General features: G+C 34.5%; 19 protein-coding genes and 1 pseudogene. 16 read left to right on the top strand and 4 right to left on the bottom strand.

From position 1 onward, the window contains the following. Positions 1-34 precede the first annotated feature (34 nt). Both BN349_RS24435 and BN349_RS20305 read left to right on the top strand, forming a co-directional pair. A complete protein-coding gene (locus BN349_RS24435) occupies positions 35-1,153 on the top strand; it encodes an FAD-dependent oxidoreductase (RefSeq protein ID WP_332306690.1) in 1,119 nt (372 codons plus the stop codon). Between the two features lie 113 nt (positions 1,154-1,266). Then, positions 1,267-1,701, top strand: a complete 435-nt coding sequence (locus tag BN349_RS20305; RefSeq protein WP_019244146.1) for a winged helix-turn-helix transcriptional regulator — start codon at positions 1,267-1,269, stop codon at positions 1,699-1,701. Between the two features lie 105 nt (positions 1,702-1,806). Here the strand turns inward: BN349_RS20305 and BN349_RS20300 are convergent, their stop codons facing one another. Then, on the bottom strand, positions 1,807-2,415 hold the full coding sequence (locus BN349_RS20300) for a histidine phosphatase family protein (RefSeq protein ID WP_019244145.1): 609 nt from the start codon (positions 2,413-2,415) through the stop codon (positions 1,807-1,809). Positions 2,416-2,602: 187 nt separating this feature from the next. Between BN349_RS20300 and BN349_RS20295 the strand changes: the two genes are divergently transcribed. From BN349_RS20295 to BN349_RS20285, 3 genes are all read left to right on the top strand, one after another. After that, on the top strand, positions 2,603-2,944 hold the full coding sequence (locus BN349_RS20295; RefSeq protein ID WP_019244144.1) for a metal-sensitive transcriptional regulator: 342 nt from the start codon (positions 2,603-2,605) through the stop codon (positions 2,942-2,944). Positions 2,945-2,959: 15 nt separating this feature from the next. Next, positions 2,960-3,166 (top strand): copper chaperone CopZ, encoded by a 207-nt coding sequence (copZ, locus tag BN349_RS20290; RefSeq protein ID WP_019244143.1) that lies wholly within the window; start codon positions 2,960-2,962, stop codon positions 3,164-3,166. Positions 3,167-3,245: 79 nt separating this feature from the next. Continuing rightward, positions 3,246-5,666: a heavy metal translocating P-type ATPase gene (locus tag BN349_RS20285; protein WP_019244142.1), complete on the top strand. Its 2,421-nt coding sequence runs from the start codon at positions 3,246-3,248 to the stop codon at positions 5,664-5,666. 90 nt (positions 5,667-5,756) lie between these two features. On the opposite strand, the gene BN349_RS24430 is transcribed toward BN349_RS20285, so the two are convergent. After that, a complete protein-coding gene (locus tag BN349_RS24430) occupies positions 5,757-6,983 on the bottom strand; it encodes an FtsW/RodA/SpoVE family cell cycle protein (RefSeq protein ID WP_019244141.1) in 1,227 nt (408 codons plus the stop codon). A gap of 442 nt (positions 6,984-7,425) precedes the next feature. On the opposite strand from BN349_RS24430, the gene BN349_RS20275 reads away from it, so the two are divergent. Further along, on the top strand, positions 7,426-8,193 hold the full coding sequence (locus BN349_RS20275; protein ID WP_019244140.1) for a hypothetical protein: 768 nt from the start codon (positions 7,426-7,428) through the stop codon (positions 8,191-8,193). A gap of 62 nt (positions 8,194-8,255) precedes the next feature. On the opposite strand, the gene BN349_RS20270 is transcribed toward BN349_RS20275, so the two are convergent. Next, positions 8,256-9,437 carry a dicarboxylate/amino acid:cation symporter gene (locus tag BN349_RS20270; RefSeq protein ID WP_019244139.1) on the bottom strand — a complete coding sequence of 394 codons (1,182 nt, stop codon included), beginning with the start codon at positions 9,435-9,437 and terminating at the stop codon, positions 8,256-8,258. 402 nt (positions 9,438-9,839) lie between these two features. Here BN349_RS20270 and BN349_RS20265 point away from each other — a divergent pair, with 402 nt between their 5' ends. Next, positions 9,840-10,925: a D-alanine--D-alanine ligase gene (locus tag BN349_RS20265; protein ID WP_019244138.1), complete on the top strand. Its 1,086-nt coding sequence runs from the start codon at positions 9,840-9,842 to the stop codon at positions 10,923-10,925. A 169-nt stretch (positions 10,926-11,094) separates the two neighbouring features. Beyond that, positions 11,095-12,465, top strand: coding sequence for a UDP-N-acetylmuramoyl-tripeptide--D-alanyl-D-alanine ligase (locus tag BN349_RS20260; RefSeq protein WP_019244137.1), 1,371 nt, complete (start codon positions 11,095-11,097; stop codon positions 12,463-12,465). A 66-nt stretch (positions 12,466-12,531) separates the two neighbouring features. On the opposite strand, the gene BN349_RS20255 is transcribed toward BN349_RS20260, so the two are convergent. Continuing rightward, positions 12,532-13,686 (bottom strand): PP2C family protein-serine/threonine phosphatase, encoded by a 1,155-nt coding sequence (locus tag BN349_RS20255; RefSeq protein WP_019244136.1) that lies wholly within the window; start codon positions 13,684-13,686, stop codon positions 12,532-12,534. Between the two features lie 283 nt (positions 13,687-13,969). Here BN349_RS20255 and BN349_RS26985 point away from each other — a divergent pair. From BN349_RS26985 to BN349_RS20225, 8 genes and pseudogenes are all read left to right on the top strand, one after another. Beyond that, a pseudogene (locus tag BN349_RS26985) lies at positions 13,970-14,503 on the top strand (protoglobin domain-containing protein); the annotation flags it as partial. Between the two features lie 21 nt (positions 14,504-14,524). Continuing rightward, on the top strand, positions 14,525-15,280 hold the full coding sequence (locus tag BN349_RS26980; RefSeq protein ID WP_425457672.1) for a methyl-accepting chemotaxis protein: 756 nt from the start codon (positions 14,525-14,527) through the stop codon (positions 15,278-15,280). 473 nt (positions 15,281-15,753) lie between these two features. After that, entirely contained in the window at positions 15,754-16,095 is a 342-nt protein-coding gene (locus BN349_RS26795) for an alpha/beta hydrolase (RefSeq protein WP_332306689.1), read from the top strand. 56 nt (positions 16,096-16,151) lie between these two features. After that, positions 16,152-16,331, top strand: coding sequence for a hypothetical protein (locus tag BN349_RS26790; protein WP_332306688.1), 180 nt, complete (start codon positions 16,152-16,154; stop codon positions 16,329-16,331). Positions 16,332-16,918: 587 nt separating this feature from the next. Further along, positions 16,919-18,391: a DEAD/DEAH box helicase gene (locus BN349_RS20240; protein WP_019244134.1), complete on the top strand. Its 1,473-nt coding sequence runs from the start codon at positions 16,919-16,921 to the stop codon at positions 18,389-18,391. Between the two features lie 189 nt (positions 18,392-18,580). After that, entirely contained in the window at positions 18,581-19,549 is a 969-nt protein-coding gene (gene uvsE / locus BN349_RS20235; RefSeq protein ID WP_019244133.1) for a UV DNA damage repair endonuclease UvsE, read from the top strand. 162 nt (positions 19,550-19,711) lie between these two features. Next, positions 19,712-20,185 (top strand): PH domain-containing protein, encoded by a 474-nt coding sequence (locus tag BN349_RS20230; protein WP_019244132.1) that lies wholly within the window; start codon positions 19,712-19,714, stop codon positions 20,183-20,185. Next, complete coding sequence (locus BN349_RS20225) at positions 20,178-21,638, top strand: PH domain-containing protein (protein ID WP_019244131.1); 1,461 nt, start codon at positions 20,178-20,180, stop codon at positions 21,636-21,638. Before BN349_RS20230 ends, BN349_RS20225 begins: the two co-directional genes overlap by 8 nt. Positions 21,639-21,641 lie beyond the last annotated feature (3 nt).

Below are 21,641 nucleotides of genomic sequence, written 5' to 3'. Positions count from 1 at the left end.
TAAACTATCGGGATGCAATAAAAAATAAGGACGAATTGATTTCGTTATTACGCAAAAAAATTATGATAATCTTGATACAAAAGAAGCGGTTACTATATATACAGGGGAAGCATCATTTACATCCGATCATGAAGTACTAGTTGAGACTGTGAATGAGACTATTACATTGTATGGTGAAAAGATATTTATTAATACAGGTGCTGAAACGATTATTCCTGAAATTAAAGGACTTAAAGAGAATAGAAATGTTTACACAAGTGCGTCTATTATGGAGTTAGATAACCTTCCGAAAAGATTGGCAATCATTGGTGGGGGTTATATAGGATTAGAGTTTGCCTCAATGTATAGCCGTTTTGGTTCCGAGGTTACTGTCATAGAAGGATCATCAACATTTATTCCAAGAGAAGATAGAGACATCGCTAATTTAGTAAAGGATAGTTTGGAGAAGAACAAGATCCAAGTTAAACTGAATGCAAAGGGGAAGGAAATTAGAGAACATCAAGCTGAAACGATCCTTTCCTATGATGTAGATGGTGAAAAAGCAGATTTACAGGTAGATGCGATATTATTAGCAACAGGAAGAAAACCAAATAGTGCTCATTTAAATTTAGAAGCAGCAGGAGTTCGGATCGATGAAAGAGGAGCAATAAAAGTAGATCAAACGTTGAGAACCAACATACCTCATATTTGGGCAATTGGTGATGTAAAAGGCGGACTGCAGTTTACGTATATTTCTCTAGATGATTATAGAATTATTAAGGATGACTTATTTGGTAATAAGAAAAGAAAAATAGAAGATCGAAAAGATGTTCCTTATAGTGTTTTTATTAATCCACCACTTTCAAGAGTTGGTCTAAGTGAAGAAGAAGCTATTGAAAAAGGCTATAAAATTAAGGTAGCGAAATTACCTGTAGCGGCCATACCAAGAGCACGTTTAATTAATGAAACAGAAGGTTTAATGAAAGCCATCGTAGATGAAGAAAGTAATAAAATTCTCGGCTGCACATTACTTTGTGCGGAGTCTAGTGAAATCATAAATATTGTAGATATTGCAATGAAAACTGGACAAGATTATACTTTTTTAAGAGATCATATCTTTACACATCCAACTATGAGTGAGGCACTTAATGATTTATTTTCTCAAATAAAGTAATCCTTCCATCTGAAGGATTCTATCTCTTCACCAACGATCAATCAATAAGTTGAGTGAAAGTTTGTTGGGAATAAAGCATAGGGTAGAGAAATCCTTTTAGGAGAGCTAAGGAAATGAAAAAACAATATAACTTAAAATGTAATATAGCTGAAACACTAAATATCGTAGGAGATAAATGGTCACTTTTGATATTACATGAATTATTAGTGGGGCATTCTACTTTTAAGGATATTCAAGTGGGGCTTGATGGTATTCCAACTAACCTATTGTCCGATCGATTAAAAAGATTGGAGAATGATGGATTAATTGAAAGTAGATTATATCAGTCGCATCCGCCGAGATATGAATATATCTTAACGGAGAGTGGTGCAGATTTGAAGCATGTCTTGAACGCGTTTATGATCTGGGGATACAAACATTTGAATAGTCCATATAAGAAATTAATTCATACTGAATGTGGAGAACCAGTTACGATGCAGTATTATTGTAATCACTGCAAAACTACTATTGATCAAAGTGAGACAAGTAGCTGTCAAACAACTGTATAATAACTTATCTAAACAATAACCCTTTGGATATAGAAGTATGTTACTGTCTATATCCAGAGGGCTATTTATTTCTTTCTGTATAACGCGGTTGATTTCGGTTTTTTCTTATTTCGCGTGGGACATATCGCCTTCGTATTCAATTACTAACGAGTTTCCATCATAAATGACTTTCGTTAAACTTGTGTTTCCTGGAGGGTTTTGTTTGAAAATATCAGAAACGGGTAAGTTTTTAATGATAGCAAACATCATACGTAGGAAGATGGAGTGTGCTACTACTAAAACTGTTCCTTCTTGATTTTGATCCAAAATTAATTGTAAGGCCTTTTTTACACGGTCTTGTAGGTCATAAAAGCTTTCGTGTCCTTCACGATTAAATAGGTGAGGTGTTTCCCAGAAACAATCAAAGCCTTCAGGATCTTTATCTATTACTTCTTGACGAAGAACACCGTCCCAGCTTCCAAAGTGCATTTCTCTGAAAAGATCATCTTTAATAATTGGGATATTACGTTTGTTTTCTACAATTTCGGCAGTTAAATAAGCACGTTTACTTGTACTCGCATATATTTTATCGATGTGGGTATCATTTAAACGAGTTGCTAAATTTTTGGCATCAGAAATTCCTAGCTCAGTCAGTTCACCGTTACCCCAGCCTTGTAATCGTTGTTCTACATTCCATTCTGTTTGTCCATGACGTGTGAAGTAGATTGTTAGCATATTATTATCTCCTTTTATTAAAAACGTAATCGTTCGATTTGTAATGTAAGATATATGTATAAATTGTACAGCAATCTGGTAGAAAATTTAATTGCTACTTTGACATAAAATTTTGGAAAAAAATGAAGTAAACCTATTTACATAGGATAGGGGGGTATGGTAAGTTAAATGTGAGGGGAGGCTAAATATGTTAAAAGAGGACTCTAATGACGTAACGATGGATGAATCTTGTTGTCACAATCACTCAGATCGTAGAAGTCATCATTCTGAGAAAGTTAAAAAGAATTTGGTTACCCGCTTGAATAGAGTTGAAGGACAAATAAGAGGGATTAAAGGGATGATTGAGAAAGATGTGTATTGTGATGATATCATCACTCAACTTTCTGCCACTCAATCTGCACTAAATAGTGTAGCTAAGTTACTTCTTGAAGGACATATGAAAAGCTGTGTAGTTGAACGAATTCAAGAAGGTGACATGGAAGTATTAGATGAAGTTTTGGTTACTATACAAAAGTTAATGAAAAAATAGAAGGAGAGATTATTCATGGAAAAAGCAACATTAAATGTAAAAGGCATGTCATGTGGACATTGTGTAAAAGCTGTCGAAGGTAGCGTTGGTGAACTTACAGGTGTTCAATCTGTTAAAGTTCATTTAAATGATGGTAAAGTGGATGTTGAATTTGATTCTTCGGTAGTAACGTTAGAAGCAATTAAGGAAACGATTGATGATCAAGGTTATGATGTAGAATAAAGGTGGTAAAGCTCGGTGTTAAAAACCGAGTTTTTCTAGAATAAAAATATACCCTATATGGGTATGGTGGGTGAAGATTATGAGTAATCAAACAAAAGAAACAACCTTTACAATTACGGGTATGACTTGTGCAGCGTGCTCGGCAAGAATAGAAAAGGTTTTAAATAAAATGGATGGGATAGAGAAAGCGAATGTTAATTTAGCAATTGAAAAGTCAACAGTTTCATACGATCCAAATAAAGTAAAGCCCGAGGATATTCAACAGAAAATTGAAAATATCGGATACGGAGTGGAAATGGAGGTTGATGATTTTACGATTACAGGTATGACCTGTGCAGCTTGTTCAGCAAGAATAGAAAAAGGCCTGAATAAAATGGAAGGTGTTTCGAAAGCTACTGTGAATCTGACATTAGAGACAGCTTCTGTCACATACAATCCTAATGAATTGTCATCAAAGGATATTATAGCTAAGGTTGAGAAGCTAGGCTACGGTGCGATTAGAAAGCAAGATGAAAAAGAAGATCACATCGACCATCGACAAAAAGCAATAGAAAAACAAAAATGGAAGTTTATCATTTCAGCTATTTTAGCATTGCCATTGTTGTATACGATGGTAGGTCACTTTTCCTTTACAAGCTGGATCTATATGCCGGATATTCTGATGAACCCTTGGTTTCAGTTTGCTTTAGCAACACCGATTCAATTTATTATTGGCAGTCAGTTTTATATTGGGGCATTTAAAGCATTACGGAACAAAAGTGCAAATATGGATGTTTTAGTCGTATTAGGAACTTCAGCAGCCTATTTTTATAGTTTGTATCAAAGTATTCAAGCAGTTGGAGGACACGTTCATAATATTTCTTTATATTACGAGACAAGTGCGGTTTTAATTACATTAATACTTTTAGGAAAGCTGTTTGAAGCGAAAGCGAAGGGGCGTTCCTCAGAAGCCATTAAAAAGTTAATGGGCTTACAGGCCAAAACGGCTATGGTAGAACGTGATGGAAAAGAGATAGAAATTGCCCTTGAGGAAGTAGTACAGGATGATATCGTATTTGTAAAACCTGGTGAGAAAGTGCCTGTAGATGGTGTGATTATTGAGGGTCAATCTGTACTTGATGAGTCGATGTTAACAGGTGAAAGTGTACCAGTCGATAAAGTGGTTGGGGATACAGTCATCGGAGCAACGATAAATAAAAATGGTTTCTTAAAAATAAAGGCTACAAAGGTTGGAAGTGATACAGCTTTAGCACAAATTATTAAAGTTGTTGAGCAAGCACAAGGTTCAAAAGCACCTATTCAGAGACTAGCTGATAAAATATCAGGTGTGTTTGTGCCAATTGTGGTCGGTATTGCGATTGTTACATTTATTATTTGGTATTTCTTTGTTGATCAGGGCAATTTCCAGGCGGCATTAGAAAAGATGATTGCTGTTCTTGTTATTGCTTGTCCTTGTGCGCTTGGGTTGGCTACACCTACTTCTATTATGGCAGGGTCAGGTAGAGCAGCTGAATATGGTATCTTGTTTAAAGGTGGAGAACATTTAGAGCAAACGCATAAAATTGATACGGTCTTATTAGATAAAACGGGGACTGTAACAAATGGCAAACCTGTATTAACTGATGTAGTAGCGGCAGGCAACTGGAATGAGGAAGAATTTCTTCAGCTGATAGCATCGGCAGAAAAAAATTCAGAGCATCCGCTAGCAGAAGCGATTGTTAAAGGTGTTCAGGATAGAGGGATTTCACTTATTCATTCAGATTCTTTTACGGCTGTCCCTGGTTATGGAATTGAAGCAATAGTTCATTCACAAACGTTGTTAATAGGTACAAGAAAACTAATGAACAAATATGGTGTAATTGTACCAGAAAATGGACTACAAACAATGCAACGTATTGAAGAAGATGGAAAGACAGCCATGTTAGTGGCAATTAATAATAGCTACGCTGGAATGATTGCTGTAGCAGATACGATTAAACAATCGTCTCAAGAAGCGATTTCTCGATTGAAACAATTAGGTATCGAGGTTTGGATGATTACTGGAGATAATGAACGCACTGCACAATCAATTGGTGCTGAAGCGGGTATTACACATATAATTGCAGAAGTTTTACCAGAACAAAAAGCTGCAGAAGTGAAAAAACTTCAAGACAAGGGTAAACATGTTGCGATGGTTGGAGATGGAATAAATGATGCTCCTGCGTTAGCAGTAGCCGACATCGGCATGGCAATCGGAACAGGTACAGATGTAGCAATGGAGGCAGCAGATATTACTCTCATGAGAGGTGATTTAAATTCCATTGCAGATGCAATTGCTATGAGTAAATATACGGTTCGCAATATTAAACAAAATCTTTTTTGGGCACTAGGCTATAATACGCTAGGAATACCAATTGCCGCATTAGGCTTATTGGCTCCTTGGGTAGCGGGAGCAGCAATGGCTTTTAGTTCAGTCAGTGTTGTGTTAAATGCCTTACGTCTACAAAAAATTAAACTTTAAAGATGTAATGTAGTTTCATTAATCAAACGTTTGATTAACTAAAGAACCCCTCGACGAATCGAGGGGTTTGAACATTTGTTGTCCAATTGTTTATAGGCTTTCTTTTATACCTTTAGATGAGCTTGATGAAACGGTGTATTCTCTATTCGAGAACATATAGCCTTTATTATAATATTGAAAGCTAAATATGAGCCCCATGGCTAGCATATTTCCCATTAACGAACTTCCTCCATAACTGATAAATGGAAGTGGAATACCTGTAATAGGGAGAACTCGTATAGCCATACCTATATTTTGAAAAACATGGAAGGTAATCATACTAATTACACCGGCACTTGCATAAGAAATAAAAGGATTTTTGGTTGAAAGAGCGATTTTGGTGATATGAAAAATTAAGATGAAGTATAAACCGATGACAACACTTCCCCCAATAAATCCCCATTCCTCACCAATTACACTAAATATAGAATCCGAGTGACTTTCAGGAATGTAAACGACCCGTTCCTGAAATCCTTTTCCTGATAGCATTCCTGATCCTATTGCACTTAATGATTTTTCAATATGATAACTTATATCTCCTGATGCTTCTTCTGGTTTTAGCCAAGCATAAATACGATTGAATTGATATTTTTGAACACCTAAATAACGTTCTAATAAATCAGGAAAATATAAAACTAAATATATTAAGAAAGAACCAATTGCTGCGACACTACCTAAAATAGGAAAAAGCAATTTCCAACTGATGCCTGAGACAAATACAATCCCTAAGAAAATAGCCATAATTACTAATGATGTTCCTAGATCTGGCTGAAGCATTATTAAAAATAGTGGAATTCCCGTAAGAGCCCCAAGCTTAAGTAGTAACATAAAATCTGTTTTCAATGTTTTATGAATGGTTTTTTCATTATGAATTACCGCCATTCGACTCAAAGCTAAAATCAAAAAGGTTTTCATAAACTCAGAAGGCTGTATTGCGCCGAGCATAGGAAGAACAAACCAGCTATAAGCGCCATTTCTTTCGGGAACTATTGTACCAGGAAGTGCAAATCGAATGACAACAAGCATGATAAGTAAAAAGATTCCAAAACCATATAGGTACCAAGAGAGTTTCTTTATTTGATCAGGATCGAAATACATAACAATTGCTAGCAGAATGATTCCGAATATATACCATCGAATTTGAAGGAATACAAAGTTGGTACGATATTGACCAGTAGTTTGTGCGCTATATATGGAAAATACACTAATTAATAGAAAAAGAAATAAAATGAGACAGAGAGTCCAGTCGAATTTTTCTGAAAAGGTTTGACGCTTCACGACATGTAGCACCTTTCTTATTGATATTAGAACTTAAATGTTGTAGCCAATTTTAGAAGAAGAGATCAAGGTTTAGGGAAGCTATAACAGTTAAATAGCAGGTAAATATTCTTGAAGATTAGAGCTTTTATCTTCAGCCTGTTGTCTTTAATAGTTGAGATTTGTTTATTTATATGTTTTTGTTCCGATATGTCTTATGCTACCATTTAATGCTAGTTCTTACAATTATGCAAATCTTAATTTTCTGTATAATTATTCTAGAAATAATAAAAATAAAGGAAAGTTATGATTTTGTAAAGTAACTGCCTTTAGTTCGTAAAAGAATTTTGATATACTTTACTAAGGTTTACATTTCCTACTAAATAGGAGCGTACGGTTTGTTTTAAAGGTGAAAAATCTACATATATTTAGCTTAAAGGACTTGTTTAGGAGGCTTACTAAATTGAGAAATGAATCAAGGGAATTGTTGTATATACATCTACATGCTTCTGAACGTTTTGCAATAACTAGTGGTATAACGTTTCAAGATTTTTATCAATCACTTGCTAAGCCTATTCAAAATATTCTTTTGCTAAAACATCAATATAAATATGCTGAGTATAATATGCATACGAAGTTAGAGTTTGTTTATCAAGAGGATGTGCCTAAGCTTATAAAGGGGCATGCGGAACGATCCGAAGATTTTTGTTGGATTGATTTTGAAGATGAGGCAGCTCTATCTGCATTAGAAGGACAGGAAATAGCTGAATTACTATATCTGAGCCATAGTAAAAATCATTTGCGTCCACCTTTTTATAGAATGTTAAATAATCAATATGCGTATCTCTCACAAAATGATGGTTACTTTAATAAAATGTATTTTCGTTCGATTGATCAATTCTTTTTGCTTCTAGGGAACGTTTTACCAGATAAAATGATTTCTTTAAAAGTGGAGAAAACATGGCTTGGTATGCGGAAGAAGAGTGAATATCCAAATATCCCTTTAGAAATTTTTATCAGGCTTTCTCCACTGATGGCAGAAGGAATTATTTTTTCTTTTGAAAAGGTAGAACAGAATCGAGTAAGAATGGAAATCCCATTATGGATTATTGGTGATCATATGGATGTCGATGAAATGGTTGATGATTACCTTGCGAATAATATGATGGAACCTGATGCAAAACTTATATATATAAAGAAAACAAGAGAATGGGCTCTTGTTTTGAAATAACAATAATAAAAGGCAGGAACACAATGTGAATGATTGTGTTCCTGCCTTTTTGTTTCTATATACTAAGCAGCTTTTTCTATTTCAGCTTGCTCAGAAGGTGCAAATTTATTAGCTATTGCAGTAATTGCTCCATCTCCTGTTACATTGCATGCTGTACCAAAGCTATCTTGCGCCAGATATAAAGCAATCATTAAAGATAGCATTGTTTCTGTAAATCCTAACATACTACCTAACAAACCAAGTGCAGCCATTACAGCGCCGCCTGGTACTCCTGGTGCTGCTATCATAGTAATACCGAGCATAAGAATGAATGGGAACATTTCACCAAAAGTAGTTGACTGTCCATTAATTAACATAACAGCCATTGAACAGCAAACTAATGTGATTGTACTACCTGATAAGTGAATAGTAGCAAGTAACGGAACTGAGAAATTTGCTACACGATCCTTTACTCTTAATTTTTTTGTGTGTTTAAGAGTTACAGGGATTGTAGAAGCAGAAGATTGCGTTCCTAAAGCTGTAAAGTATGCTGGCATCATTTCTTTTAACATAGAGATAGGATTATTTTTTGATAGTGTTCCAGCGACTGTGTATTGCAATAATAACATTGTAAAATGAAGAGCAATAATCATAATAAATACTTTAGCAAAGACGCTTATGATTGCAGTAATTTGTCCACCTTGAGTCATGTTAGCGAAAATGCCGAAAATATGAATAGGTAATAAGGGAATAATAAGGACGTTAATTACTTTCTCTACAATTTCTTTAAAGTCATTCATAACGTTTTGAAGTGTATTTCCTTTAATAACCGCTAGACCAAGGCCAATTGTAAAAGCAAGTAGTAGAGCGCTCATCACTCCCATGATTGGAGGCATATCTATTTGGAAAAAGCCACTTAATAACGCTTCTTCGGGGTTATCAAAGCTGGCACTTGCTTGATTAGATAATAAGATTGGATAGAATAGTTTTGCTGCACCAAACGCTAACAAACCTGCCAATACTGTTGATAAATAGGCAAATCCGGTAGTAATACCTAACATTTTACCTGCACCTTTTCCCATGCTTCCGATTCCTGGGGCAATGAAGCCAATAATAATGAGAGGGATTACAAATCCTAAGAAATTTCCAAATATACCATTAAATGTAGCGAAAACTCGAATTAACCATTGAGGAGCAATTAATCCAATTAAGATACCGAGAGCGATAGCAAGAATAATTCTTGGTAGTAAGCCGAACTTTTTCATTTTGTCCTCCTTAAAAAAACAATTGTATTTATTACATGGATTATACAATGACATTGAAATAAAGTTAAGGTGTTTTTAAAAAGAAAAATAATTCTGAATATTATACCAAAATAACGAATTAGAGAAAATAGAATGAATGGTTAGTATTTTAAGGTGAATATTGTTATCTTGATATATCAAAGGAATTTCTTGTACTAGTTGAATATCTTTTATTAGCTTGTATGATGAGAAAAGTCATTGAAACTTGCACGTATATAGGTTAATGTACATATTTAGAAAATAGGCATAAAATATATAAATGGTTGATCTTACAAATTTGTTAAGTGAACACAATATTGTTAACTTGAATGAAAAAGAAAGTGTTACAATAGAATGGCTGAAAGAGTAATGGAGGTATCATACATGAAAATGAAATTAGGATTACTTTATGGAGGAAAATCAGCGGAGCATAAAGTATCATTGCAAACAGCTCTAGCTGTAACGAAAGCATTAGATTTTAGAAATTTTGATATATATCCAATTTATATTACAACTGATGGTGCTTGGATTACAGGTAAGCAATTAACAGCACCTGCTGAATCTGTGCAACAGTTAGCACTTACTTCAGAAGAAGCTACAACTCCAGCTAGTTTAAATACAAGCTTATTTCCAGCAGAATCTGATCGTAATGCACGTCAATTTGATGTGATATTCCCACTTTTACATGGTCCGAATGGAGAAGATGGAACGGTTCAAGGGATGTTAGAAATATTAAATCTACCTTATGTAGGTAACGGTGTACTAGCTTCTTCTGCTGGAATGGATAAAGTTATCATGAAAAATATTTTTGCTCAAGCAGGTCTACCACAAGTGAACTATGTCTGGTTTACACGTAAACAATGGGAGCAAAATCCTGAAGTAGCATATGATAAAGTTGAGCAAAATTTAGGTTACCCTTGTTTTGTTAAACCAGCAAATTTAGGATCTAGTGTTGGTATTAGCAAATGTAATACAAAAACAGAATTACAAGCTGCTTTTGCAGAAGCTTTCCAATATGATCGAAGAATTATTATTGAAGAAGGCGTTACAGCTAGAGAAATCGAAATTGGCGTACTTGGAAATGATGATCCGAAATGTTCTGTAGCTGGTGAAATCATCCCTCAGGATGTGGCTTTTTATGACTATAAAGCAAAATATGAGGATGGCACAACAGGTCTAGTTATCCCTGCAGAATTACCTGATGGAAAATATGAAGAGTTGAAAGAGTTAGCCGTAACGGCTTTTCAATCATTAGATTGTGCAGGTTTAGTTCGTGCAGATTTCTTTCTAACAGAAGATGGTGAATTTTATATTAATGAAGTAAATACAATGCCTGGATTTACACCATTCAGTATGTTCCCATTACTATGGAAAGAAACTGGAGTAGAATATCCAGAGCTTATTGAAAAATTAATCAGCCTTGCATTAGAACGTTATGAAGTGAAACAGCAAATTAAGCATACTCTATAACATACTTTGATGAATATACACAGGAAAGAGTGTTGTTAAAAATACGACACTCTTTCTGTAATAAATTTTGAGCAGAAGCTAATTTCGAGTACATACGCTTCTGCTCTATTTAAATGATTATACAAATAATAATAGTACGGCTAACGGTTTCTTATTAGGAGGAAGTTTGATGATTAAACGTACATTACAACAAATTGCAGTGATGATTGGTTTGAAAAATGACCAATTTCAAGATGTGGATGTAAAAGGTGTAACGATCGATTCTCGAAAAATAGAAAAGGGGCAATTATTTATCCCTTTTAAAGGTGAAAATTCAGATGGACATAAGTATGTTGAACAGGCTATAGAAAACGGTGCAGCAGCAGCTTTATGGCAAAAAGATGTTCCGAACCCACCTGTTCACCTGCCGATTTTGTTAGTAGATGATACATTAACAGCGATTCAGCAACTAGCTAAACAATATTTGAATCAGACAACGCCTCAAGTAATTGGCATTACAGGTAGCAATGGAAAAACAACTACCAAAGATATGACAGCATCCTTATTATCTCAAAAATACAAAGTCCATAAAACGGAAGGTAACTTTAACAATCATTTAGGTCTACCTTTAACAATATTATCAATGCCAGAAGATACGGAAGTTGTTGTACTCGAAATGGGGATGAGTAGTAAAGGGGAGATTGAATTATTATCAAACCTTGCGGAACCAGACTTAGCAATTATTACGAATATTGGAGAATCCCATTTATTAGATCTTGGTTCTCGAGAAGCAATTGCTGAAGCGAAGCTTGAAATTGTTTCCGGTTTAAAAGAAGAGGGATTGTTAGTTTACAATGGTGATGAGCCACTTCTTCAAGAAAGATTAGTAAATAGAGAAGGAAAAATGGCTTCTTTCGGTAAAGAGAAGTTTAATACTATTTATCCATTGGATATCGAAACAGGTAGTGATTATACAACGTTTACATCAAACTTGTATCCAGAAGAACTAAAACTTCCTATTTTAGGTAACCATAATGTCTTAAACGCTATGGCGGCTATTTTAGTAGCACGTGAATTAGGTGTTAGTTTTTCTGAGATAAAAACAGGATTACAGCAATTGAAAGTAACGAATATGCGTATGGAAATGCTAGAAGGTATGCATGGAGCCAAAATTATAAATGATGCTTATAATGCAAGTCCAACAGCTATGAGAGCAGCAATTGATTTAGTCAGTCAATTAAAGGGATTTCAAAACAAGTATCTTGTTCTAGGTGATATGTTAGAACTAGGAGATGATGAAGTTAAGTACCATCAAAGTATTGGCGAATATATCCAAGAGGGTGCTGTGCATCAATTATTTACTTATGGGCAGTTAGGAGCCCATATTGCTGAAGGAGCAAAAGCGGTTTTAGGTGAAGAAAATGTTCAATCTTTTCTAGACAAACAACACCTAATTAATGAATTAAAAAATCGTATCGGGAAAGATGATTTAATCCTTGTAAAGGCATCACGAGGCATGAAATTAGAAGAAGTGGTTCATGCATTACAGATAAGAAACTAGATAATTTATAAATGAATGAAGGACTTCTGGAATTAGATTGAATCTTTTTTTAGAAGTCCTTCTTGTTTATTTTAAATGACTATGAACGATACATATATCATCATTTATTTCGGAATGTTTCATTCTAGACAGCATGAGATGTGATAATAGGTCATCTGTTGATGAATCACAACCAGATATAAAACTATTGCTAATGAAATCTAAAAGTGTTTCATGTGAAGCACTAGGAGTTACAATTAATCCATTAGTAAATAGTATGAAGTCCGTATCTATTTCGTAGTAGAGTTTTTCCTCTTGAATGTAAATCTTATCAACTAATCCTATAGGTATAGTGTTTTGAGGAAGAAGCAGTAGTTTCTTTCTCTTTCTTTGATATAACATACCTGGTGGATGTCCAGAGTTTACGTAAGTAATGGATTGCTCACTAGTATTTATACAGGCGACAATCGATGTGAAGAATGGTGAATCATATATATTTTTTAATTGAAATTCTTCACATAGCTTATTCATATGTTTATTTAATGCATGGGTAATTTTTTGGGGTTGTTGTGCTGTTTGGATAAACTCGTGAAGAAGTGAACGGATAGACATACTCATTAACGCTGCGTGAATTCCATGACCATTCATGTCCATGATAATAATGACGTATTTATTTTCAGAAATTTCAACCCATAAAAATAAATCGCCTAAAAGCTGAGCGGATGAATGAAAAGTACTCTTTAGAATTATTCTTTCTCTAATTAAGGGCAACGGATGTGTTAGGTGCTGGAAAGTTTTTGCTATAAAAAGATCTTCATCCATTCTTTTCTTCATGGTTTCAAATTCATTCTTTTTAAAGGTAGTAGATAAAATTTCAATGTTTAAGTTCAACAGAGATTTAACCTTAATTGAAAGCTCATAATCCTTAATCGGAGTACTAATAGTGTCGTATATGGTTTTTGTAGGATAAGGTAATTTCCACTTCCGATTTTTTGTACGATTAATAACGAATAAAATAGGTATTAGCTCCTTTTCAGCATACTCAATTACTTGCTCAAGAATCGGATTTTCTGTCTCGAGGAACAAGGGCAATAAGAAAAAGGACGGAGAGCCCTGCACATGAGTTTTAGTAGAGAGCTGTTCGATTGTGTCGTGATGTATCAACCTTATTTTCCAGCGGCGTTTATTTAGATTTTTAGTTAATAAATTTGTAGTTGGAGGGTTTACTGTGAAAACAATCATTATAGCTACTCTCCTAATTATTTATGTGATGTATATAAATGAATTTTACTAGAAAATTGTTAAAAAAAGTAAAATAACACATATAATTCATAATTATGTCGAAATATGTAAACAAATTATAGAAATATTCATATATAATTGGAAAAAGATTCATAATTGAATAGGAATATTGACTTATTATGATTCAATTATTGCAAGAGTATTGGGGGAAACAGAAGTGGGTGCTAGTCCATTTTCGCGTTTAGTCGGTGACAAAAAGGGAGCCATTGGTTTTAGCAAACGTATGTCGAATGAAGAAAGATTATACGATCTAGAAGCTAACAGGGATAAGGGTATAGATGTAGGAATGTATTATCATCAGTTACAAGAAAGTAAGGAGAATCAGCAATTAATATTTCTTGATTTAACTGAGGAAGACTTGCGAAATCTTGTGAACATGCAATCGATAATGGAAAAAAATGTATCGAGGATTGTGCAGGTTTTTTATGAGCGAATCATGAAGATACCAAGCTTGAAAAAGATTATTAATGAGGAATCAGCTATAGAGCGTTTAAAGCAAACATTACAAATCTATTTACTGGATATGGTATCTGGGGAGGTTGGAGTAGAGTACATTAATCGTCGGAAGATTATAGGCAATGTCCATAATCGAATCGGCCTCTTACCAGAATGGTATATGGGGGCGTATACCATTATTCAGAATGAAATGCTGCACATTTTACATTCTGAATTGCAAAATGATGAACAAGTTATTAAGTTACATAACTCTTTTCAAAAATTATGTTCGTTTGATAGTCAGATTGTGATTGCTACATATATTGATGCTTATACCTCTTCTATGATGAAATTGAATGAAATTGAGGAACTACAGTTTAAACTTAATGATTCAGCTGCAACTCTCGCTGCGACATCTCAACAAGCTAGCTCTTCTATAGAAAATAAAGAGAGACAGATAATAGAGATGTTGGCAGAGATTCAATCAATAAAAGAAGGTTCAGAAATACTTATAAAAAAAGTAGAAGAAGGAAAGCAAAATGTTTCAGATTCATTAACGAAGGTTGATGAAGTCGTTGAGTTAATTGATACGACGAAAGAATTAACAAAACAATTAGGTGTTAGCTCTGCTCAGATTGGTCAAGTAGTAAAGGTCATAAGAGGAATTTCTAATCAAACTAATATACTATCTCTTAATGCAGCCATTGAGGCTGCAAGAGCTGGAGAGCATGGAAGAGGATTTTCAATAGTTGCACAAGAGGTAAGAAATTTAGCCAGTCAGACGGAAAGGGCTCTTGACCATATTCAAAATCAAATTTTCTCCGTACAAGAAACCATTCATACATTTGAAAATAGTTATCAGACTATAGTTGATGAAACAAACTTATTTAGAGAGGTAAATCATAATATAATAGATATCCTTGATAATTCTGTTGAAAGTGTAAAAAAGAGTGAAAATAGAATTAGTCACTTTAGTCATTCAGTAAATGATTTTAAACGAACTTTCGAGGAAATCACAAAGGCCTCTTATGGTATTTCAGAAATGGCGGAACAGCTTAGTTATTTAAATAGTCAACTGACTGATAAATTTAAAGCATAAAAGTACAATTTTTGTTATATTTCTAGGGGCTATTTAAAAGATGGGTTTTCACTCACTTTTGGAAGCCTCTATCATTCTATAGGTTCCCCTGATAATTACGTCTTATGTTAAGATCCTATCCCTCCGACTTCGTGCGTCTTTTTGGCTGTTTCGTGTATTTCTTATGAACAAGTTAGCTTTCCATGGTGATTGGTGAGACTCCTTGTACATAGTGCTTGTGAGGTCTCACCTTCACTGACCGTATTTTAAATCAACAATCCAGCCTTTTTTAAAAACTAAAACATCAGGTATGGTCCTTAAAACATTTGAAAAACTACGATTATGGGTTATGTTATATGAGTTTCCTTTTCCGTAGCCGAAAAAAGAATAAATAACTGTGACCATCATTTGATTTAAAACATCTATAATTAAGAAAGATAACACATTTTTGTTATTAGAGAGGTAGAAAATTCTATTAACTTATGGTGATTAAGATGAAGAAAAAAGGATGTCTTTGTATTCATGGTTTCACTGGTAGCCCATATGAGGTAGAGCCATTAGCGCAATATATACAAATGCATATGGATTGTAAGATATTGGTTCCTACCTTACCTGGGCATGAACAACAAGGGAATTTAGCAGATGTTGTGTATGAAGAGTGGATTTATTGTGCGGAGAAATCACTTAAGGAATTAATACGAGAGTGTGAAGAGGTATATGTCATAGGCTTTTCTATGGGAGGAGTTATTGCTTCATATTTAGCATCGAAGTACCACATCGAAAAATTGGTATTATTGAGTGCTGCTGCAAAGTATGTCTGTGTTAAACACTCATGATTGATATTTTTGATGTTATAAAAGATGCGATTCGAGGAAACCTAAGAGATAATGATTTGTACGCAAGATATAAGTACAAAATCACTAAGACTCCTTTGCATGCTACTAGGCAGTTTCAGGCTCTAGTAGTGGCTAATTCTCAGGTATATGAACGAATTCATGTCCCGGTATTTATTGCTCAAGGTGGATGTGATGGAGTGGTACCGGCCAGAACAGCAAACTATATATATAACTAAATCGATTCTCCATGTAAAAAACTATACATCGAAAGAAATTCAAAACATTTAATCTGTCACTGTCAAAATAATGAAAAGCTTTTTCAAGAGATACAATCATTTTTAGAGAATGGTCATTAAATTGTCAATTTCTAAGTGGCTTCATTGCATTAAAGCCTAAATAGTGTTATTATTTTTTACAGACAATAATCATAAAAAGTAGTATAATTATTATTTATGATAACAAACAGTAATGTTGTATTATTGTTTTCTTTATAAGGTTCAAACTTTACCTATATTTTGAGAAAATTTTTAGGCCAATATTGGTTTTTTTAATGGTTAATAAGAAATTTAACTTACTTAGTAAGAATTAAAGAGTAAAAACCAGCATAAATCTATGTCTAATTTTTCACCTAACACGCTTAGAACATAAGCCATTTCTCTTTTGGAAATAATTTTTCGTACGGGGATTCGTCTTATGCGCCGGTGATAATATTTTTACCATCCCGTTAAATCGCGTGTCTCCTTCGTTTTGTATATACGTGGGTCGGTGACGTTTTTTCTTGAGATATATAAGTTATTTCTCGATAAAAAGGAGTTAGGAAAAATTGACTTTGTTTAGTGAATTAGGACTGCAAAAGTCCACAATGCGTTCGGTAGAAAAAATGGGATTTGAAGAGGCGACGCCAATTCAAGCACAAACAATTCCAGTTGCATTAGAAGGAAAAGATGTAATTGGTCAAGCGCAAACAGGTACGGGTAAAACAGTTGCTTTTGGTATCCCATTAATGGAAAAAATTGATACAAAGGCTGAACATGTACAAGGAATCGTAATTGCACCAACACGTGAATTAGCGATTCAAGTTTCTGAAGAGCTATTTAAATTAGGGTATGGAAAACGCGTTCGTGTTTTAGCTGTTTATGGTGGTCAAGATATTGAACGTCAGATTCGTGCCCTTAAAAAGAAACCACATATTATCGTTGGAACACCTGGTCGTCTACTTGATCATATTAACCGTAAAACGATTAAATTGGGCGATGTAGAAACAGTAGTACTTGATGAGGCAGATGAAATGTTAAACATGGGCTTCATTGAGGATATTGAATCAATACTTTCAAATGTACCAGCTGAACATCAGACACTATTGTTCTCAGCAACTATGCCTGAACCAATCCGTAAAATTGCAGAACGTTTTATGGAAGAACCTCATCTTGTAAAAGTAAAAGCTAAAGAGATGACGGTTGATCGTATTCAACAATATTATATCGAGCTGAAAGAAGCAGAAAAATTTGACGCACTTACTCGATTATTAGATATTCAAACACCAGAGCTTGCAATCGTATTCGGACGTACAAAACGTCGTGTTGATGAATTATCAACAGCTTTAAACCTTCGTGGGTACACAGCTGAAGGAATTCATGGTGATTTAAGTCAAGCGAAGCGTATGTCTGTTCTTAAAAAGTTTAAAGAAGGAAGTATTGATGTTTTAGTTGCGACGGATGTTGCTGCTCGTGGATTAGATATTTCTGGTGTAACACACGTTTATAACTTCGATATTCCTCAAGATGCTGAGAGTTATGTACACCGTATTGGTCGTACTGGCCGTGCAGGAAAAACAGGTATTGCTGTATCTTTTGTTACTTACAGAGAAAGATCTCAACTGCATGTTATTGAAAGAACAACGAAAAAGCGTATGGATCGTTTAAAAGCACCTACTGCTTCACAAGCTATTCAAGGTCAACAAAAGGCTGTTACAGAAAAAATCATGTCAACGATTGAAAATGAAGATTTAACAATGTACATGCCTTTAGCTGAAGAGCTATTAGAGAAGTACGATGCAAAAACATTAGCGGCAACTGTACTGAAGCTAATGACTAAAGAGCCAGATAATACTCCTATTAAACTAACTGGAGAAGCTCCAGCGTTTAGGAAGGAAAGAAAGTACTCTGGTAATGGAAATGGTTCTAAGCAACGTAATGGACGTGCTTACAACCGAAAAGATCAAGGTGGCAATCGTCGTCGCAATGATCGCGAACGTAATCGTAACAATAGTGACCGTCGTGGTGGCGGAAATAGATAAAAATCAATATTTCGATGTCATTTAGATGATTATAGTGTATTGTTTATTCGAAAAGCCCTATGGATGTTGGTAACATTCATAGGGCTTTTTCTGTTTTTATTTTCTTAATATAGGTTTTGATAAAAGTATAGAGTGAAGACCATTTTTTTTATAAGAAGTGAGCACTATATAAAAAGGAGGAATTCATTTATGACAATATTTCGTTTTGGATATGTGGCGATGAGTATGCATGTAAAGAATGCTTCGCCTTCAAAAACAATGACATATAGCCAGTTTGTGAAAATTGCAGATTACGATGCGGCCATAGCAAAACTTGTAAGGATAGCTCGTACCAATCTTCACAATTGCTTGAGATTATTGAGGCATAATGAAGTTCATGACATTCATTTTTTTCGTTTTAGCTCGAAGCTTATTCCGCTTGTTAATCATCCTGAAATTGAGAAATGGGACTATATTGCTCCTTTAAAAGAAGGGTTATCAGAAATTAGGTCATTTATCAAAGAGCATCCTTTCGTTAGAGTAGATTTTCATCCGGATCATTTTGTTGTTTTGAACACGAAAGACAAACATACATTTTCAATGTCTTTAAAGACACTACAAATGCATTATCTTTTATTGAGAGGAATGGGAATTGCTCCAAAACATAGATGTGTCTTGCATGTTGGAGGGGGTTATGAGGATAAGGAACAAGCGTTAGAGAGATTCATTTATAATTGGTCAATGATTCCACCTCATATTCAAGGAATGCTTATGTTAGAGAATGATGACACTACTTTTACATTAAAAGATACGTTGTACGTATGTGAAAAATTAGGAGTACCTTTGGTTTTTGATTATCATCATTATTTGGTAAATCATGAGGAAGGTAGTTGCTTGCAGGATGAGTGGAAACGGATTATTAAAACGTGGTCGTTTTCACCCTTACCTATTAAAGTACATATTTCAAGTCCGAGAAGTAATCAAGATTATCGTGCTCATGCAGATGGCATTGATCTTGAAATGTTTTGGGAATTTGTTCAGCTTGTTAAGGGGACTGTTGAACAGGTGGATGTTATGATTGAAGCAAAGCTAAAAGATGAAGCGTTGTTTCAATTGATGAAAGATATACGATTGCAAAAAAATGTGCAATGGATCAATGATTCAAGCTTTATTGTATAACAACAAGGAACTTTTTTTCAAAAAAACGTATATGTAACTATGATAGAAATCTATTTTATCTTGAATTAAGTATCGAGTTTTAATTGCGAAATGTAATAACGCTAGAATAGGAAGGGATCCCTTTATACTTGTAGTATAATAATGGGAAAAGGGGTGGGGAGAATGGACCTTCAAAATAGAATATCATTGAGAGCGCTTAAGGTTTGGCGAATAACAGGTATGATTACTACGGTTTTTGTTGGAGTTTTAGCAATTATTTTAGTCGTATTGACTGAAGTGTTCGATTGGTCGGTTTGGGTCACTATTATTTCAGTTATTAGTGTGGTTTTAATTGCTTTGTTCTCGATTTTTTTATTACCTAATCTGCGTTATAAGTGGTGGAGATACGAGGTAAGGGAAAATGAGATTGAAATTCAAAAAGGGATATTTATTGTAACAAGGACATTAGTGCCGATGGTTCGAGTTCAACATGTGGATACGCAACAAGGACCAATTATGCGTAGAAATGACCTAGCGACAGTAGAGGTGTCGACGGCAGCCACGGTTCATGAAATTCCTGCTCTGGATTTAAGTGAGGCAGAGAGTCTTCGACAATACATAGCAAAAATGGTTCAGATGGTGAAAGAAGATGTCTGAGGCCAAACGATTACACCCAATTACGATTGTTTTAAATGCCTTGGATATTATCAAAAGCTCGATTATTCCTTTTATTATTTTTATTGTGTTTCCTAGTAAGGGGGCATCGTCTTGGAGCTTTGAATTCATTTTTATTCTTGTTTATATTGTTGGAAGCGTCCTTTTTGGTATTTTATCATGGGTAAAGTTCACATACCGTATCGAGAATGATGAGGTTCGGATTGATCAAGGGATATTGATTAAAAAGAAAAGGTATATCAGATTGGAAAGGATTCAAAGTATCGATATAACAGAAGGGATTTTACAAAGGTTATTTTCTCTTGTAAAAGTAACAATCGATACAGCAGGATCTTCTAGTGGTAAAGCAGAAGCAGTATTAACTGCCATTTCAAAGGATGAAGCAAAACTTTTTCAAGAGTTGCTTAAAGAAACAAAAAGCAATTTTACAGAAGACGAAATGCTGGAAAATGAAGACGAAGAAAAGAAGATTTCAGTGGATGAGGATAAGGAAAACATCTTGTTCCAAATGTCTTTTAAAGAATTATTTATTATGGCGGCAACTTCAGGAGGAGTAGGGGTTGTTTTTTCGGGTGCGTTCGCACTGTTTTCTCAGTTTGGCGATCAAATTGAATACGATCATATTTACTCAGAAGTTGAAGCAATAATATCGATTATTTCGTGGGTCTTTATTGTTTTATTAATCGTTGTTGGATTGCTTGTAGCCTATCTCATTGCGACAGTAGGAATCTTGTTGAAATATGCCTTTTTTACTGTTAAAAAATCAGGCGAAGAAATTATCATATCAAGGGGACTGTTAGAAAGACGTAGACTAACAATCCCGATTGAAAGAATACAAGCAGTTCGGATCGTAGAGAATGTAATAAGACAGCCTTTAGGATATGCAACAGTATATGTGGAAACGGCATCAGGGTCTACAGAGGATAAGGATGATTCGAAAGTAATGTTATTTCCGCTTATAAAAAAACGACATTTAAAAGCTTCGTTGGCATCAGTGACAACTAGTTATATGGTAGACACACCTATGACTCACGTGCCAAAGCGATCATTGAAAAGATATCTTTTTCGAGGATGGTTATGGACAATTCCTTTAACAATAGCTGTCATATACTTTTTTGGACCATGGGGATATGCGGCTTTACTTTTAGTTTTAGTTGAAACCGTTCTATCTTACGCTTCTTATAAAGTAGCAAGTTGGAATACTCAAGAAGAACAACTAACATTGACTTATCGAACCATTTCTAAACAAACATATATGGTTCGTAAACGAAGAATACAATCATTAACAATGAAGCAAAGTATATGGCAAAAGAGTAAGCAACTAGGGACCATTAGTGCCTTTAGTAAAACAGGAATTGGTCCAAGTAATGGTTCTGTAAAGGATCTCGAATTTCAGGATGTGCTACTTATAAAAAAATGGTTCCAAAATAGCTAGTGA

Origin of the sequence: Bacillus sp. AP8 (assembly GCF_000321185.1) — a bacterium.
Taxonomy (GTDB): Bacteria; Bacillota; Bacilli; order Bacillales; family DSM-1321; genus Bacillus_AD; species Bacillus_AD massilioanorexius.
This window is presented reverse-complemented; position numbering and strand designations above follow the sequence as displayed.